The organism is Halobacillus halophilus, assembly GCF_020171985.1.
Taxonomy (GTDB): Bacteria; Bacillota; Bacilli; order Bacillales; family Halobacillaceae; genus Halobacillus; species Halobacillus halophilus_A.
The window spans coordinates 187,948-206,100 of sequence record NZ_JAIVAL010000001.1; the positions used below are offsets into that span (position 1 = coordinate 187,948).

18 protein-coding genes are annotated in these 18,153 nt (G+C 40.7%); all 18 read left to right on the forward strand.

Going from position 1 to position 18,153, the window contains the following annotated elements:
• The first annotated feature begins 4 nt into the window (after positions 1-4).
• The 18 genes from infB to LCM11_RS01030 all read left to right on the forward strand — a co-directional run bounded on the left by infB (position 5) and on the right by LCM11_RS01030 (position 18,129).
• Entirely contained in the window at positions 5-2,086 is a 2,082-nt protein-coding gene (gene infB, locus LCM11_RS00945; protein WP_224892430.1) for a translation initiation factor IF-2, read from the forward strand.
• Positions 2,083-2,361, forward strand: a complete 279-nt coding sequence (locus LCM11_RS00950) for a DUF503 domain-containing protein (RefSeq protein ID WP_224892431.1) — start codon at positions 2,083-2,085, stop codon at positions 2,359-2,361. The genes infB and LCM11_RS00950 overlap by 4 nt, the downstream gene beginning before the upstream one ends.
• A 27-nt stretch (positions 2,362-2,388) precedes the next feature.
• Entirely contained in the window at positions 2,389-2,739 is a 351-nt protein-coding gene (gene rbfA / locus LCM11_RS00955; RefSeq protein WP_089750966.1) for a 30S ribosome-binding factor RbfA, read from the forward strand.
• 70 nt (positions 2,740-2,809) lie between these two features.
• On the forward strand, positions 2,810-3,706 hold the full coding sequence (gene truB / locus LCM11_RS00960; protein WP_224892432.1) for a tRNA pseudouridine(55) synthase TruB: 897 nt from the start codon (positions 2,810-2,812) through the stop codon (positions 3,704-3,706).
• A 27-nt stretch (positions 3,707-3,733) separates the two neighbouring features.
• On the forward strand, positions 3,734-4,654 hold the full coding sequence (locus tag LCM11_RS00965; protein ID WP_224892433.1) for a riboflavin kinase: 921 nt from the start codon (positions 3,734-3,736) through the stop codon (positions 4,652-4,654).
• A gap of 127 nt (positions 4,655-4,781) precedes the next feature.
• Entirely contained in the window at positions 4,782-5,051 is a 270-nt protein-coding gene (gene rpsO, locus LCM11_RS00970) for a 30S ribosomal protein S15 (protein ID WP_014643322.1), read from the forward strand.
• Positions 5,052-5,173: 122 nt separating this feature from the next.
• Positions 5,174-7,297 carry a polyribonucleotide nucleotidyltransferase gene (gene pnp / locus LCM11_RS00975; protein WP_224892434.1) on the forward strand — a complete coding sequence of 708 codons (2,124 nt, stop codon included), beginning with the start codon at positions 5,174-5,176 and terminating at the stop codon, positions 7,295-7,297.
• Between the two features lie 108 nt (positions 7,298-7,405).
• Positions 7,406-8,329 (forward strand): polysaccharide deacetylase family protein, encoded by a 924-nt coding sequence (locus tag LCM11_RS00980; protein ID WP_224892435.1) that lies wholly within the window; start codon positions 7,406-7,408, stop codon positions 8,327-8,329.
• A 17-nt stretch (positions 8,330-8,346) separates the two neighbouring features.
• Entirely contained in the window at positions 8,347-8,577 is a 231-nt protein-coding gene (locus LCM11_RS00985; RefSeq protein ID WP_224892436.1) for a YlmC/YmxH family sporulation protein, read from the forward strand.
• A gap of 294 nt (positions 8,578-8,871) precedes the next feature.
• The gene (gene dpaA, locus LCM11_RS00990; RefSeq protein ID WP_224892437.1) at positions 8,872-9,774 is read left to right on the forward strand and encodes a dipicolinic acid synthetase subunit A; all 903 of its coding nucleotides are present in this window, start codon (positions 8,872-8,874) and stop codon (positions 9,772-9,774) included.
• Positions 9,764-10,363, forward strand: coding sequence for a dipicolinate synthase subunit B (locus tag LCM11_RS00995; protein ID WP_224892438.1), 600 nt, complete (start codon positions 9,764-9,766; stop codon positions 10,361-10,363). The genes dpaA and LCM11_RS00995 overlap by 11 nt, the downstream gene beginning before the upstream one ends.
• A 104-nt stretch (positions 10,364-10,467) precedes the next feature.
• Positions 10,468-11,514 carry an aspartate-semialdehyde dehydrogenase gene (asd, locus tag LCM11_RS01000; RefSeq protein ID WP_224892439.1) on the forward strand — a complete coding sequence of 349 codons (1,047 nt, stop codon included), beginning with the start codon at positions 10,468-10,470 and terminating at the stop codon, positions 11,512-11,514.
• A 26-nt stretch (positions 11,515-11,540) separates the two neighbouring features.
• Positions 11,541-12,782: an aspartate kinase gene (gene dapG, locus LCM11_RS01005; protein WP_224892440.1), complete on the forward strand. Its 1,242-nt coding sequence runs from the start codon at positions 11,541-11,543 to the stop codon at positions 12,780-12,782.
• The gene (gene dapA, locus LCM11_RS01010; protein WP_224892441.1) at positions 12,779-13,675 is read left to right on the forward strand and encodes a 4-hydroxy-tetrahydrodipicolinate synthase; all 897 of its coding nucleotides are present in this window, start codon (positions 12,779-12,781) and stop codon (positions 13,673-13,675) included. The genes dapG and dapA overlap by 4 nt, the downstream gene beginning before the upstream one ends.
• Before the next feature lie 117 nt (positions 13,676-13,792).
• Complete coding sequence (locus LCM11_RS01015) at positions 13,793-14,518, forward strand: ClpP family protease (RefSeq protein ID WP_224892442.1); 726 nt, start codon at positions 13,793-13,795, stop codon at positions 14,516-14,518.
• Complete coding sequence (locus LCM11_RS01020; protein ID WP_224892443.1) at positions 14,515-14,721, forward strand: YlzJ-like family protein; 207 nt, start codon at positions 14,515-14,517, stop codon at positions 14,719-14,721. Before LCM11_RS01015 ends, LCM11_RS01020 begins: the two co-directional genes overlap by 4 nt.
• A gap of 180 nt (positions 14,722-14,901) precedes the next feature.
• On the forward strand, positions 14,902-17,211 hold the full coding sequence (locus LCM11_RS01025; protein ID WP_224892444.1) for an FtsK/SpoIIIE family DNA translocase: 2,310 nt from the start codon (positions 14,902-14,904) through the stop codon (positions 17,209-17,211).
• A gap of 192 nt (positions 17,212-17,403) precedes the next feature.
• A complete protein-coding gene (locus LCM11_RS01030) occupies positions 17,404-18,129 on the forward strand; it encodes a GntR family transcriptional regulator (protein WP_224892445.1) in 726 nt (241 codons plus the stop codon).
• The last annotated feature ends 24 nt before the right edge of the window (positions 18,130-18,153 follow it).

Sequence of the window (18,153 nt, forward strand, 5' to 3'; positions counted from 1 at the left end):
ATATATGACTAAAATGCGCGTATATGAATATGCCAAGAAAAATGAATTAGCTAGCAAACAAGTAATTGAGCAGTTGAAGAAGATGAATGTTGAAGTTTCCAACCACATGTCAACCGTAGAGGATGATGTGGCGAAACAATTGGATCAGGCTTTTGGTAAGAATCAGCCAAAAACTGAAGCCAAAAAGACAGATGGCCAAAAGAATAATAAACCATCTAATAAACAGCAAAAACCAAATCAGAAAAACCAGAAGAACAATAAGAATAGAAACCAGAAAAATCAAAAGTCTTCTAACCAGCAGCAGACTCCACAGAAAAAGCAGAAGAAACAAACTCCAGATAAAGTTACATTTTCCGGGAGCCTAACAGTAGGAGAGCTGGCGGAAAAGTTAAACAAAGATTCTTCTGAAATCATCAAAAAATTAATGTTTCTCGGTGTAATGGCTACCAAAAATCAGGAACTAGAGCCTGAATCCATTGAATTGATCTGCGATGAATTTAATGTGGAAGTAGAAGAAGAAGTGATCGTTGACGAAACGGATATTGAAAATATGACATTTGATGACAACCCTGAAGACTTGAAAGAACGTCCGGCTGTCGTAACCATTATGGGTCACGTAGACCATGGTAAAACTACTTTGCTCGATCAAATTCGTCATACGAAAGTAACTGAAGGAGAAGCTGGCGGAATTACACAGCATATCGGTGCTTATCAAATCGAACACGATGAGAAGCAAATTACTTTCCTTGATACACCAGGTCACGCTGCCTTTACCAGCATGCGTTCCCGTGGTGCGCAGGTTACGGATATTGCTATTTTAGTAGTAGCAGCGGATGATGGTGTTATGCCGCAGACGAAGGAAGCCATCAGTCATGCAAAAGCGGCTGGAGTTCCTATTATCGTTGCGGTGAACAAAATGGATAAAGAAGGGGCAAACCCTGATCGTGTCATGCAGGAATTAATGGAATATGAATTAATTGCTGAAGACTACGGTGGAGAAACCATTTTTGTAAAAATGTCTGCTGTTCAGGGTGAAGGAATCGACGAGCTAGTTGAAATGATCGTCCTTGTATCTGAAATGGAAGAGTTGAAAGCTAATCCTGACCGTCTTGCGTATGGAACGGTTATTGAAGCAGAGCTCGATAAAGGTCGTGGCCCTGTTGCAACCCTTCTCGTCCAAAATGGAACACTTAACGTAAGTGACTCCGTAGTCGTTGGAAATACGTATGGTCGTGTACGTGCCATGGTGAATGATATCGGACGCCGCGTGAAAGTGGCAGGACCGTCAACTCCTGTGGAAATAACAGGCTTAAATAATGTGCCTCAAGCAGGCGACCGATTCCTCGTGTTCGAAGATGAGAAGAAAGCACGCTCTATCGGTGAAGCACGTGCCCAGAAGGCTCTTGAACAAAATCGAAGCTCTACAGCTAAAGTAAGCCTGGACGATTTGTTTGAACAAATCAAACAAGGGGATATTAAAGATATCAACCTGATTGTTAAAGGTGATGTTCAAGGCTCTGTGGAAGCTCTAGCGGGTTCTCTTGAGAAAATTGACGTTGAAGGCGTTAAAGTTAAAATCATCCATACTGGTGTGGGCGCTATCACAGAATCGGATGTGGCGCTGGCCGCTGCTTCTAACGCGATCATTATTGGATTTAATGTCCGTCCAGATGGTAATGCCCGAAAAGCTGCTGAATCCGAAGATGTACAGATTCGACTTCATAACATTATCTACAAAGTAATGGAAGAGATTGAAGCAGCGATGAAAGGAATGCTTGATCCTGAATATGAAGAGAAAATTATAGGTCAAGTTGAGGTCCGGGAAATCTTCAAAGTTTCCAAAGTGGGCACAATAGCTGGCTCTTATGTAACAGATGGAAAGATCTCCCGTAACTCCGGAGTACGTATTATTCGTGATGGCGTAGTTATATTTGAAGGTGAGATCGATGCCCTTAAACGTTATAAAGATGATACTAAAGAAGTCCAGCAAGGTTATGAATGTGGAATTACGATCAAAAACTTTAATGATATTAAAGTTGGAGATATTATCGAGCCGTATGAAATGCAGGAAATCGAACGCACATGATTTTGAGTGCTGAGGTCGAATGCATCATTTATGATGCTCAGTCGCTGAAGGAAAAAAGGTCTGTCCTCAAGCGTGTGAAAACAAGGATTCAAAACGAATTCAATGTAGCTGTCAGTGAACTTGATTATCAAGATCTCTGGCAGCGCACATGTATCGGTTTAGTTACGATAGCCAGTGATAAGGTTATAGCCGAACAAACCATTCAAAGGACCCTGTCCTTCATCGATTCTTTTCCAGAATTGGAAAGAACGGAAACCATTCTGGAATGGCTATAACGTTCGTTTAGAAGAGGTGAAGAAGTTATGAATGATTTACGTGCTAATCGTGTCGGAGAACAAATGAAAAAAGAATTAAGCGATATTATCGGTAAAAAAATCAAGGACCCTCGTGTAGGCTTTGTTACAGTAACGGAAGTAAAAGTCACTGGCGATTTACAACAAGCTAAAGTTTACATTTCTGTATTAGGAGATGAAAAACAAAAACATGATACCCTTGTTGGGTTAGCTAAAGCTAAAGGGTTCATACGCTCTGAGATCGGTCAGCGTATTCGTCTTCGTAAGACTCCGGAAATTATGTTCGAGTTTGATGAGGCGATTGAACGAGGGAATCGTATTGAAACAATTCTTCGTGATTTAAATGACACAGATAGCTGAAATTATAACGAATCCGTGCTCCTGCAGCACGGATTCTATGTGTATAAAAAACTTACTCTGAGGTGGTTTCATGGATGGGATTCTTCCATTATGGAAGCCTAAAGGATTTACTTCCCATGATTGTGTTAGTAAAGCTAGAGGGATGTTAAAAACTAAAAAAATCGGTCATACAGGAACGCTTGATCCGCAAGTAGAAGGAGTACTACCATTATGTGTAGGAAAAGCAACTAAAATCGTTCCGTTTTTGACGGATACGACCAAGGTATATGAAGCTACGGTGAGGATTGGTTACTCCACAGCCACTGAAGATTCTGAAGGTGAAATAATCGAGAGAAAAGCAGTAAGTCCTTCACTAAGCTTAGAAAAAATTAAAGAGGAATTACCTTCTTTTCAGGGGGATATTATTCAGATTCCTCCTATGTATTCAGCTGTTAAAGTAAAAGGTAAGAAGTTATATGAATATGCTAGAGAAGGCATTGAAGTCGAAAGACCTAAGCGTCAGGTTAGAATTGAACAAATAGATGTAACAAGTCGTGATTTAGAATTTGAAGAAGAAACCGCTTCTTTCTCTATCCGGGTAGTATGTTCAAAAGGAACCTATATCCGAACGCTTTGCGCGGATCTTGGACGAGCACTTGGGTATCCTTCTCATATGTCTTCCCTTGTGCGTACTCAAACAGCTGATATTTCTGAGCAAGAGTGTTATCGATTTGAAGAGATTCAACGTAAAGTGGATGAACATAACCATCACGAGCTGCTATTACCCATTAAAAGAGGGCTTTCTCATATGCCATCTTGGAAGGTAACGGAAGATATGAAAACGCTGATTCAACATGGGAGGGTATTAGATAAGCCTGAACATCTTGATGCGAATACCTTTTTAGTACTTTATGAAGAAGAAGCGTTAGCCATATATCAGCAGCATCCAACCAAAGCTGGATATGTAAAGCCCTTACGAGTCTTTTAATAATAAGTAATAAAGCAGGTGAGTGAATTGAAAACGTTTCGTCTGTCGCAATCGTCATCGAACTCAATCGAAGTGGAACCAAATGTTACAGCTGTAGGTTTCTTTGACGGGATTCATAAGGGGCATCAGCAAGTGATTAGTGCGGCTATAAAGAAAGCCCGGCAATTGAGCTTAAAAAGTGCAGTTATGACCTTTGATCCTCATCCCTCTGTCGTTTTAAAGAAAGAGAAACAGCATGTCCGCTACATTACGCCCCTTAAAGAAAAAGAAGAGATTCTTGAAAATATGGGAGTAGATTATTTATTTGTCATTCATTTTGATAAAGATCTTGCTGGATTATCTCCTCAATCATTCGTAGATAAATATTTTGCTAGTTTAAAAGTTCAGCATGTCGTAGCAGGATATGACTTCAGTTATGGCCATAAAGGGAAGGGATCGATGGAAACACTTCCTGAACATGCTAAGGGGCGTTTCACTCATACTGTTGTGAAAAAAGTTGCTCAGAATGAGGATAAGATTAGTTCTACAAGAATACGTTCCTTGCTTGATGAAGGCAATGTTTCTGACGTTCAGAAGCTTTTAGGGCGAAAGTTCTCGATCAGAGGAGGAAGAAGTGAAGAGATTTCAAAAACGTGTTTTTCCATCGATATCAGCTCTTCATATTACCTTCCTCATCCTGGCATTTATGCTGTTACGATCTCTGATCATCATAGGGACTACAAAGGAATGGCGATCATAGAGGACGATGATCGTACAAGAAGTGAAACTAGTAATCAGAAAGTTTGTCTTCACTTCCTTGAAACTCCAGGCTCTAATGTTCCTGAAGAGTTTATCGTTTATTTTCATAAATTGATTAGAGAAGAAAATCTCTCTAGTCAATTGAGTGAACGAAGCAGTCAAAGGGAAAAAGCCAAAGAGGATATACGGCAGTTTTTTCGCATAGGTTAAAGGTTATCCTTGCATTTTGCCTTCAAAAATTGTACTCTTTACTATGGAACCTTCGCTTGGCGGCACGTAACTCCGACGTCCGCTCGGGGAATGGGAATTTTAAATTTTTACAGGAGGTGTAGCTATAATGGCTATCACACAAGAACGTAAACAAGAACTAATCAATGAGTACAAGACTCATGACAATGACACAGGATCTTCTGATGTACAGATTGCTGTACTTACAGCTAAGATTAATGCATTGAATGAGCATTTACGTACTCACAAGCAGGACCACCACTCTCGTCGTGGCTTGCTTAAAATGGTAGGTAGACGCCGTAACCTATTGAACTACCTGCGTAATAATGACATTACACGTTACCGTGATTTAATTAAAAGTCTTGGCTTGCGTCGTTAATGATGGTAGAAAAAGCGGGAGTATTCCCGCTTTTTCTGTATGTTTACATACATAAGGGTGTAAACTGAGACTAAACCCTTACTTGTACTAATGAGTTATTTTTGAGAGGAGTTAAGTTTTATATGGCAGATGAAAAGCAAGTGTTTTCTATTGATGTGGCCGGCCGTACTTTTTCTGTGGAAGTAGGCGAATTAGCGAAACAAGCTAATGGTGCCGCTCTTATCCATTATGGAGATACAACCGTTCTTTCTACAGCAACGGGGTCCAAAGAACCTAAGGACCTTCCATTTTTCCCGTTAACTATTAATTATGAAGAGCGTTTATACGCGGTTGGTAAAATCCCGGGAGGTTTTATTAAGCGAGAAGGCCGTCCAAGTGATAAAGCTGTCTTGGCTTCCCGCTTGATCGACCGTCCTATTCGTCCTCTTTTTCCTGAAGGATTCCGTAATGATGTTCAAGTCATCAGCTCCGTGATGAGTGTGGATCAGAATTGCTCGTCAGAAATGGCAGCCATGCTTGGTTCTTCTATATCCCTTGGTATATCTAATATTCCTTTTGAAGGACCTATCGCTGGTGTTATTGTTGGACGAGTAGACGGAGAATTTGTTATAAATCCGACTGTCGAAGAACAAGAGAAAAGTGATATTGACTTAACAGTTGCCGGAACGAAAGATGCGATCAACATGGTAGAAGCTGGAGCTCAGGAAGTTCCGGAAGCAGACATGTTAGAAGCGATTATGTTTGGGCATGAAGAGATTAAACGCCTGGTTGAGTTTCAGGAAGAAATTATTGCAGCTGTCGGCCGTGAAAAAATGGAAGTTCAGTTGTTCGATCTTGAAACAGAACTGAAACAAAAAGTTGAAGAAGAAGCCACCGCTTCCATCGTTTCTGCTATTAAAACAGAAGAGAAAAAAGCCAGAGAAGATGCGATTGAGCAGGCTAAAAGTGACGTAATGGCTTCTTATGAAGAACAAGAAGCAGATGAAGAAACAATTAAACAAGTTGGGGCCATTCTGGAGAATATCGTAAAAACCGAAGTGCGCCGCCTTATTACGAAGGATAAAGTTAGGCCAGACGGAAGAGGCGTTGATGAAATTCGCTCCTTGACTTCACGTGTAGGTTTGCTTCCTCGTACGCATGGCTCAGGGTTGTTTACAAGAGGCCAAACCCAGGCTCTTAGTGTATGTACCTTAGGTGCCTTAGGTGATGTTCAAATTTTAGACGGACTTGATTTAGAAGAATCCAAGCGTTTCATGCACCATTATAATTTTCCTAAATTCTCTGTGGGCGAAACTGGTCCTATCCGTGGACCTGGCCGCCGTGAAATAGGACATGGTGCTTTAGGTGAGCGTGCTCTTGAAGTGGTAATTCCATCAGAAACTGAATTTCCTTATACAATTCGTCTTGTATCAGAAGTGCTGGAATCTAATGGTTCTACATCACAAGCAAGTATTTGCGCCAGTACACTTGCCATGATGGATGCAGGCGTTCCTATCAAAGCTCCGGTAGCTGGAATTGCCATGGGCCTTGTAAAATCAGGTGATGATTATACGATATTGACGGATATCCAGGGAATGGAAGATGCACTTGGAGACATGGACTTTAAAGTAGCTGGTACCGAAAAAGGTGTAACAGCTCTTCAAATGGATATTAAAATAGAAGGGTTATCCCGTGAAATCCTTGAAGAAGCATTAGCTCAAGCTAAAAAAGGCCGCATGGAAATCCTGGGTCATATGCTTGAAACACTTCCTGAAACCCGCAGTGGACTTTCTCAATATGCTCCGAAGATTATGACAATGAAGATTAATCCAGATAAAATCCGTGATGTTATTGGACCAAGCGGAAAACAAATTAATCAGATTATCGAAGATACGGGTGTTAAAATCGATATTGAGCAGGATGGAACCGTCTTTATTTCTTCTACGGATGCTGATATGAACGCTAATGCACAGAAAATCATTGAAGACATCGTTCGTGAAGTAGAAGCAGGAGAAGTTTACGATGGTAAAGTGAAGCGCATTGAAAAATTCGGAGCCTTTGTAGAGTTATTCAAAGGAAAAGAAGGTCTCGTGCACATTTCTGAAATGGCGGAAGAACGCATCGGTAAAGTTGAGGATGTTGTCTCTATAGGCGATACTATTAAAGTGAAAGTCAAAGAAATTGACAATCAGGGACGCATTAATCTTTCCCGTAAAGCAATTCTCGTAGAAGAGAAGAAGAAACAGGAAGCTAATACAGAACAGTAACTCCAATTTTGAATGAAAATAAAGATGCTGGCTTGCCAGTTTCTTTTTTTCGTTGTAAGGGTCTAACTAGTTTTTTACTTTCATACACTTTTTTTAGGAGTGGATCTTATGAAAGTAAGAAAAGTTGGACTTTTTTTTATGGTTATTTTTCTCATTGCAGGAATTGGACTGGCTTATCTGACAGCTGGCAGGACTGAAGTTCCGGTTTCAGGAAGTGATGCTCTTTATCAGGAGATCGAAGAGAAAAAAAGTGGTTATGAATGGAAAGCTGAAGATGCAAAGATTGACTCTGTTTGGAAGAAAACCCCTGGCATTATTGGTCGTTCTGTAGATGTGGAAGCTTCTTATTTAAAGATGAAGGAAAAAGGGGAATTTGATCCGAAACTTCTCGTATTTAAGCTGATTAAGCCTAAGGTTTCACTGAGTGATCTACCTCCTTCACCTATCTACAGGGGGCATCCAGAGAAGCCAATGGTTTCATTTCTTATCAATGTATCCTGGGGCGAAGAATATATTCCTGATATGATTGAAACCTTAAATAAACATCAGGTGAAGGCTACTTTCTTCATTGATGGAGCATTTGCCCAGAAATTTAATGAACTGGTTCAAATGATTGAAGAAGAAGGGCATACAATTGGCACTCATGGCTACAACCATAAAGATATGGGGCAGATGACGAAAGAGGAAGCAAGAAACAATCTGGAACAAGCAGATGAATGGTTATTTGCACTGACCAAGACGAAAGTTAAATACTTTGCACCCCCGTCAGGCAGTTATAACATGGCGGCGGTTGAAGCAGCTGACGAGATGGGAATGGAAACGATACTATGGACTGTGGATACCATTGACTGGAAAAAACCGACTCAAGACGTTCTGATAAACCGAGTGATGGGACGCATTCATAATGGAGCTACTATATTAATGCATCCTACAGAAGTTACTGCTGCAAGTCTGCCTGATCTTATTGAGTCGATTAAGAAAGAAAATTACCGGATCGGTTCTCTTCCGACCCTGCTCAGTGAAGAACGTTAAGGAAAGGGTGGACCATGATGAGGTTAAAATCACTAGCTAAAAAAGAAGTAATTGATGTAGAAAATGGCCAAAAACTGGGTGTACTTGGAAGAGCGGACCTTATATTTGAACCGAATACAGGGAAAATAAATTCTATTGTTATTCAAAACAATGGAATCACAGGTATCGGTCCTGCCAGGAAAGAATTAATCATTGATTGGGAACAAATCCAGACAATTGGTGAACATACGATTTTGTTAAAAAAATAGTTCTGTAATCGTGCTGCTGTTTTAGAAGGACTCCGTTTAGTAATGCTATTGGAATCGATCGCATTAATTCGATTTCCTTTAGCGCAGGTGTAGAAAGCCATACAAATATACCAAAAGCTAAGGAAATAAACCCTAAAAGTGAATACAACAAAACCATCTTAACTTTTACATAAGATGGTTTTTTTTATTGATTTTTATTTCTTAGAACGACACCCATTGATTTGCTTTCACTAACTGCATGGTACGGCATAGGATACAAGGAGATGAGATCATAGAAAAAAGGAGACATCCGGCATGCTGACAGGATTTCATGTAGCGGTTATAGGGGGCGATGCCCGACAGATCGAAATCATTCGAAGGTTGAATGGTTGGGATGCAACTGTTTATATAGCCGGCTTCAATCAGTTGAATGAAAGTTTTACGGAGGCCATCGACCTTGACTTTGAAAGTGATCAGGTAAAACAATTGGATGCGATTATCCTCCCGATTCCTGGAATGGATGAAGAAGGGAATGTGGACGGGATTTTTTCAAACCGTCTGATATCAATTTCGGAAGATTGGCTTAAGAAGACCCCTGAACATTGCTTGATTTTTACGGGGATTTCAAATAACTATTTAAATGATTTAACCAAACGAGTGAATCGATCACTTATTCCATTGATGGATCGTGACGATGTCGCTATATTTAACTCTATTCCCACTGTGGAAGGTACACTCATGCTGGTGATTCAGCATACGGATTTCACCATTCATGGATCGAGAGTTATTGTTCTTGGATTAGGACGCGTAGGAATGGGGCTTGCCAGAACATTTGATAACCTTGGGGCTGAAGTGGCCGTAGGAGTGAGATCATCTAAAAGTGCAGCAAGGGTTTATGAGATGGGCTTGACTCCGATTGATATGACAAACCTGCAAGACGTAGACCTGGAATGTGATATTCTCTTAAACACTGTTCCACAGCTTGTTGTTGATGCTTCTATGATAAAGCAGCTTCCTTCCCATGCCTTAATAGTGGACCTTGCTTCCAAACCAGGGGGAACCGACTTCTCCTACGCCGATAAAAGAGGAATTAAGGCTATTCTTGCACCCGGTCTCCCTGGTATTGTAGCACCCAAAACAGCGGGGCAGATCATCGCTGATGTGGTCTATCGCTTATTGAGTAAGAACATTAGAAAGGAGATCGATCATGACGCATAGTTTAAAAGGAAAAACAATAGGGTTCGGACTGACTGGCTCTCATTGTACGTATCACGAAGTATTTCCGGTCATGCGTGAACTTGTAAGTTTGGGAGCGATTGTAGTTCCAATTTTATCGTATACCGTTCAAAAAACGGATACTCGTTTTGGGGATGCTGCTGATCATTTGAAAACGATTGAAGAGATTACCGGGGAGAAACCGATTATGACCATACCAGACGCTGAACCACTTGGGCCAAAACGTCCACTCGACTGTATGGTAATCGCTCCAATGACAGGTAATTCTACCAGTAAATTTGCTAATGCATTAACGGATTCACCTGTACTAATGGCTGCAAAAGCGACTCTCAGAAATGAAAGTCCAGTAGTGGTAGCTATTTCGACAAACGATGCTTTAGGATTAAATGGGGTAAATGTGATGCGGCTGATGGCCACGAAGAATATATATTTTGTGCCCCTGGGTCAGGACCATCCATATAAAAAACCAAATTCTTTAGTAGCGGATATGACGCTTATCCCGAAGACGATTGAGAAAGCGATCGAAGGCAAACAGCTCCAGCCGGTATTAATTGAACGTTATCAAGAGTAAATTTCCTGTTTCACGCCAACTTACGGTGGTAATATGATAAAATAGCAAAAATAGTGACAAATTCAACTATTCTAATAATAAATATAGAAAAGGGGTTAATAATGATGAGCCAATCCAACACATATAACGTTGCTGTAGTAGGTGCTACAGGAGCTGTCGGTCAAAAGATGCTTGAAACACTTGCAGATAGAGACTTTCCAATTAATCAATTAAAGCTATTATCATCCAGTCGTTCTGCTGGACTCAAGACAACATTCAAAGGAAAAGAGTACGTAGTAGAAGAAGCGACTCCTGAAAGTTTCGAAGGTATAGATATTGCACTATTCTCAGCTGGTGGGTCCGTCTCAAAAAAACTAGCTCCGGAAGCCGTAAAAAAAGGTGCTGTAGTCATCGATAATACAAGTGCGTACCGTATGGCTGAAGATGTACCTCTTGTAGTTCCTGAGGTGAATGAAGCAGACATTAAAAACCACAAAGGTATTATAGCCAACCCGAACTGTTCAACGATTCAAATGGTAGCTGCCCTGGAACCTATCAGGAATTCATTGGGGATTAATCGGGTGATCGTTTCCACCTATCAGGCCGTTTCAGGTGCTGGTAATGAAGCTAATGATGAACTGAGAGAACAATCTCAGGCGTTCCTTAACGGGGAAGAGCTTGAAGCTAATATTTTACCTGTTAAAGGAGATGAGAAGCATTATCCGGTTGCTTTTAACGCCCTGCCCCAAATTGATGTTTTTCAAGATAATGGATACACATTTGAAGAAATGAAAATGATCAATGAAACTAAGAAAATTATGCATATGCCAAAATTATCTGTTGCAGCCACATGTGTTCGCTTACCGATTTTCACATCTCATGCAGAAAGTGTGTATATTGAGATTGAACAAGACGGTGTATCAGTGGAAGAAATCCAGCGTCTATTAGCAGAAGCTCCAGGTATTGTGCTGCAGGATGATCCTGCCACGCAAACCTATCCAACTCCATTAAGTTCCGCTGAAAAAAAGGATGTATTTGTTGGACGCATTCGTAAAGATTTGGATGAAGACCGCGGATTCCACCTTTGGGTAGTCTCTGATAACCTTTTAAAAGGGGCCGCATGGAATTCAGTTCAAATTGCAGAGCGAATAGTTGCTAATCAATGGCTGTAAACTTTTATATGAGTTGAGGTGGCCGAATGAAGCTGCTTGTACAAAAATTTGGAGGAACTTCGGTCCGGGATCGGGAAAGCAGGTCCCGGGCTATCACTCATGTCAAAAAAGCCCTTCATGAAGGATACAAAGTTGTTGTTACCGTGTCCGCAATGGGAAGGAAAGGGAATCCCTATGCGACAGATACGATCTTAAGCTTGGTTAATTATCCAGATACTCTAATTTCAGAGCGAGAACAAGATCTCCTCATGTCGTGCGGGGAAACAATCTCCTCCATTGTTTTTACACATGAGTTATTAAATGAAGGGATTTCAACTGTTTCTTTAACAGGAGCACAGGCAGGATTTTTAACAAATGATGATTTTACGAGGGCCAAAATTATTCGAATGAATCCGGCAAGAATATATAAAGAGCTTGAATCTCATGACGTTGTAGTGGTGGCCGGTTTTCAGGGACAGACGGATAAAGGAGAAACGACCACGATTGGCCGGGGAGGCAGCGATACCTCCGCTGCAGCACTAGGAGCGGCATTATCAGCTGAGTTCATTGACATATTTACCGACGTAGAAGGAATTATGACGGCAGATCCAAGAGTGGTTACATCTGCTCGGGCTTTAAATGTGATTACGTATAATGAAATTTGTAATTTAGCCTATCAAGGAGCAAAGGTTATCCACCCTAGAGCAGTTGAAATTGCAATGTACGCTAAAGTGCCTCTTCGTGTTCGTTCAACCTATTCAGACCTGCCAGGAACGCTGGTAACTGGAATAAAGGAACCACCTGCGGGTAAAGATATTTCTGATCGTGTTGTAACAGGAATTGCCCACATGATGGGACTGACTCAAATTAAAGTTCTCTCAAAAGAAGATCCCTCTAAATTACAATCCGATGTATTCAAGTCCATGGCTGCTGCCAACATTTCAGTTGACTTCATTAACATTTCTCCAAGCGGTGTCATTTATACCATCAATCATATTTATACAAAAAAAGCAGTCAGTATCCTGGAAGGTTTAGGGTATGAACCTGAAATTAAAGAAAAGTGTGCAAAAGTTTCTACGGTAGGAGCGGGGATTGCCGGTTTTCCTGGCGTAACGGCTAAAATTGTTCAGTCTCTAACAGACTCCGGTATCCAGATTCTTCAATCAGCCGACTCCCATACAACGATATGGGTACTGATTAAAGAAGAGGATCTTGTTCAGGCTGTTAATTCGCTTCACGAATCTTTCCAGCTCAACGTAGAAACGGTGAAAGGGGAAAGAACATCATGAATTTCGGAAAAGTCTTAACAGCTATGGTTACCCCTTTTGATAATCATGGGAAGATTGATTTAGAAAAAACAGCTGAACTGATTAATTATTTATTAGCCAATGGAACAGATGGATTGGTAGTGGCGGGTACTACTGGTGAATCGCCTACTCTGTCAGAGGATGAAAAAGTGGAACTTTGGAAACAGGTGGTTCAGGTAGTTAAAGGGCGTGTGCCTGTAATTGCAGGTTCTGGAAGCAATAGTACGGATAAGTCCATTCATCTATCCAAGCGGGCACAAGAAGCAGGCGTCGACGCCGTCATGCTGGTAGCTCCTTATTATAATAAACCGGATCAAAGAGGGCTTTATCAACATTTTAAAACCATTGCGGAAGCTATTGATTTACCCGTAATGATCTACAATGTTCCAGGAAGATCCGTTGTTCGGCTGACTCCTGATACTATTGTATCTCTTTCTCATATTAATAATATTGTTTCTGTGAAGGAAGCGACGGGAGATCTGGACGGTATGTCTGAAATTATTTCTCGAACAGATGATTCTTTCTCGTTATATAGTGGAGATGACAATCTTACACTGCCTTCATACGCAATTGGGGCTCATGGCATTATCTCTGTTTCCAGCCATATCATTGGTAGTGAAATGCAGACGATGCTTAAGCTTTATGAAGAAGGAAAAGATAAGGAAGCTGCTGCTCTTCACCGAAAACTCCTGCCTTTAATGAAGGGGATGTTCAGTGCACCCTCTCCTACACCTGTGAAAGCTGCTTTGAAGATGATTGGAATCGATACCGGAGGAGTTCGCTTACCTTTAGTACCTTTATCGGATAAAGATCTTGAATCCATTCATCAGATTATGAATAAGGTAAAATCAAATGGAACCGAAAAGGGAGTTTAATCCCTTTTCGGTTTCTTTATGGGCACGAAATAGGATGGGTTCTTTAAACTAATCACATGTATGATAGCAGCATTCTTGAGTCATACTACGTGAAAAGAGCGAAAGGAGCCCTGTCTTATGAAAGAATCTCCTCAAGAACAGGAAAAGGATAAATCCAAAGGGCAATCGTCCATTGTCGATAAGATCCAGCAGCTTGGTCAATCCAATGTACCTCAGCCAGCTGATTCCAATATTCATGTGCTTCCGATAATTGGTCAAATAGAAGGTCATGTCCAACTGCCTTCTCAAAACAAAACAACGAAATATGAACATATGATTCCCCAGCTTATAGCAATTGAGCAAAATCCGAAAATCGAAGGATTAGTCGTACTATTAAATACTGTGGGTGGAGATGTGGAAGCGGGACTTGCGATTTCCGAAATGATTGCTTCTTTATCTAAGCCTACTGTTTCCATTGTTCTCGGTGGTGGACATTCCATTGGCGTTCCAATTGCTGTTTCTGCTGATTATTCATTTATCGCTGAAACAGCTACTATGACCATTCATCCAATTCGCATGACCGGACTAGTTATAGGTGTTCCGCAGACATTTGAATATATGGATAAGATGCAGGATCGAGTGGTTAATTTTGTTACCAGACATTCTAATGTGGACGAAGAGAAATTTAAAGAACTTATGTTTGCAAAAGGTAATCTTACACGTGATATAGGCACAAATGTTGTCGGTCAACAAGCAGTAGACCATGGCCTTATCGATGCTGTAGGAGGAGTTAAAGAAGCAATGAGTAAACTGAATGAATTAATTGAACATAATAAAGAAAATGAGAAGAAGGTTGTTCAATGATTCATTATACACCGCTTAGTGAATACGATATCTTCCCTTCCCATGAAAAAGAGCAGCAAATTATTTACAATCAGAACAAAAAGTGTTCTGTAAAATGTCAGGATATGGGTGATGGAAAAAAACAAATTGTGCAGATTTTATCCACAGATCCCGCGCATTATATGGATCCATCCCTGCAGCCGGGACAATGGTTGGACTCGTAAGACGCTCTTTTCATGTGATATAATAATATTGGCTAGTCAGGATGCCGCACATGTGTCGGCATCCTTCTCTTTTCAAGCAGCTTCTATTATTCTTAGAAACTATTTTGAGACCATAGATAAATTACAGACTGCTCCGGCGTGCAGAAGTAAAAACAACTAATTATGGAGGTGTCTATTCTAATGGCTAGAAAAAGAAAATCTTCTTCAAAATCTAAGAAAAAACAGTCTGGATTAAAACAGCAAGTTAAGTTTGAATTGATGGGACTGCTGTTTATTTTAATTGCTGTATTTGGAAGTGGAGCTTCAGCTATCAGCGATGGAGCTGTGCCCGGCGGACTTGAGCGTATCTGGCAATTTTTCTTCGGGGTCTGGTATTTTGCAGCTTCACTATTCTTTCTTATACTAGGTGTCTTCTTAATGGTTAAGAGGAGTTGGCCGTCTTTTCTACATAAACGTTTAATTGGAGTGTATATTGTTTTTGTCTCGCTTTTATTGTTTACTCACTTAGAAACTTTATCTGATGAACTGGCAGCAGGAGAAGGTTCGATTTTAGCTATGACCTGGGAGCGAATTACCGGCATGATGCGGGGGGACCTTTCATTCTATAGTATAGGCGGCGGACTTTCCGGGGCCTTCCTGCTATCCATAACCTATTTTCTTTTCTCAGGTACGGGAGCGGCTATTTTATCGTTCTTCCTATTTTTGATTGGGATCATATTTATTAGTGAATGGTCAATTGGCAACTTTGTAAGCATAGTTGGGAACAAAGGAAAAGACATATTACAGGACCAGCTCAAGCGTATGAAAGAATCAAAGGCTCACCCAAAAGAAAAAAAATCGCAACGAAAACAGCCTGAAGAAACGACGGTTATTGAAATTAACGAGCCTGAGACTAGTGAATATGAAAATTCAGCTGAACCGATCATTCAGGACTTTACAGATCATGCATACGCAAATGAAGATAAAACAGAAACTCAATTATCCGAAAATATTTCCCCTAAAGAAGATTATGACGGAGAAGTACCAGGTTTGGAGAAATCCATGCCGACCGCTGAATTGGAGAATTTCGACTATCAACTCCCTAGTATGGAGCTTTTGGATGAACCCACTTCGAGTCCTCAAAGTCAGGGACGCTCACACATTCAGGCAACCGTTCGTAAACTTGAAAAAACATTTCAAAGTTTCGGGGTCAAAGCGAAAGTAACCAAAGTCCACGTTGGCCCTGCCGTTACGAAGTATGAGGTTTATCCAGATACCGGTGTTAAAGTAAGTAAAATAGTTAATTTAAATGATGACCTGGCACTGGCGCTGGCAGCGAAGGATATTCGTATTGAAGCTCCCATTCCCGGGAAGTCTGCTGTCGGAATAGAAGTTCCTAACCAGGAAATATCTATGGTTTCTTTGAGGGAGGTACTAGAAACCGGGAAGTCCAACACAGAGGCAAAATTAGGTTTCGCTCTGGGCAGGGATATATCCGGTGAGGCTGTAATGTCCGAATTAAACAAGATGCCGCACCTCCTTGTAGCTGGAGCTACAGGCAGTGGTAAAAGTGTATGTATCAACGGTATTATTACAAGCATTCTAATGCGAGCGAAACCTCACGAGGTAAAAATGATGATGATTGATCCGAAAAAAGTAGAGTTAAATGTTTATAATGGGATTCCTCATTTACTGGCTCCAGTGGTAACTGATCCTAAAAAAGCTTCACGGGCTCTTAAAAAAGTTGTGTCTGAAATGGAAAGGCGTTACGACTTATTTTCAGATACGGGTACCAGAAATATAGAAAGTTATAATGAATATATTAAGAAACACAATAAAGAAAGTGATGACACCCAGCCTCAGCTTCCTTATATCGTGGTATTAGTAGATGAATTGGCCGACTTAATGATGGTTGCTTCTAATGAAGTGGAAGATGCGATCACCCGACTTGCCCAAATGGCACGTGCTGCCGGAATTCATTTAATTATCGCTACTCAGCGTCCTTCAGTTGATGTTATTACAGGGGTAATTAAAGCTAACATTCCCTCACGGATTGCCTTTAGCGTATCTTCTCAAACAGATTCCAGAACTATTTTGGATTCAGGAGGAGCAGAGAAACTGTTAGGTCGCGGGGACATGCTCTTTACGCCAGTTGGATCTAATAAACCAACCAGGGTACAGGGAGCTTTTCTTTCAGATGAAGAAGTAGAACGTGTGGTCAATTTCTGCGTAGAACAGCAGAAAGCTCAATATCAGGAAGAGATGATTCCTGAGGAAGAAAATGAAGTGAAACAGGAAGTAGATGATGATCTATATCCTGAAGCGGTACAAATGGTTATTGAAATGCAGAGTGCCAGCGTATCTATGATTCAGCGGAGATTCAGAGTGGGTTATACACGAGCTGCCCGGTTAATTGATGCTATGGAGGATAATGGAATTGTAGGACCTTACGAAGGAAGTAAGCCAAGGTCTGTACTTGTCTCCCAAGTATCGGAAGAACAATCCTCTTAATTGATCATCAGAGCAGCTCATATAGCTGCAAATAGTCATTAAGTCATAAATAGAGTTAGGGCAAAACAGAAAAATGTCCTAACTCTATTTATTTATTTGCAGAATAGTGTTATATTAATTAAAAATTATGATGTGTCAAACGTCAGATGTCAGATCACTTAATTGCAGTTTAATAGACTTGGGGTGTAGATAATGTCCATAAAGCACGATACACGTCACCTGTATTTGCAGGTGATTGAACAAATAAAAAAAGATATTGAAAACGGTATCTTCATTGAAAAGCAGAAATTACCCTCTGAGTTTCAATTATCTAAATCTCTTGGAGTTTCACGAGCGACATTAAGAGAAGCACTTCGAATTCTGGAAGAAGAAGGAGTAGTAACTAGACGGCATGGCGTAGGGACTTTTGTTAATCCAAAGCCACTTTTCACTTCCGGGATAGAGGAACTTGATAGTGTAACAGGGATGATTGCAAAGTCAGGCATGCGTCCAGGTACGCAATATCTCACAGCTGATCTTGTGGAGGCTACGATAGAAGATCGTAAACGATTTGCTGTTCTTGATCTACATAATTTAGCAAAAGTGGAACGTGTCCGCACAGCAGATGAGGAGCCGGTGGTTTATTGCATTGATAAAATTCCTGAGGGACTTCTTCCCATTGACCAAATTCGGGAAGCAGATTCTATGTTTGGAATCCTTGAAGCATATACAGGGAAATCGATCAGCTATGCGGTTACTCACATCGAACCTATTGGCTATCATGAAAAAATTTCACCAATCTTAAATTGCGAACCAGAACAATCATTACTTTTATTAAAACAAATGCATTACTCAGTTGATGATGAACCAATGCTGTTGTCTTCGAATTACTTTAGGGCTGACAAATTCAGTTTCCATGTTTTAAGAAAAAGAGTGTAAGCGTTTTCAATAGTATGTACCAGT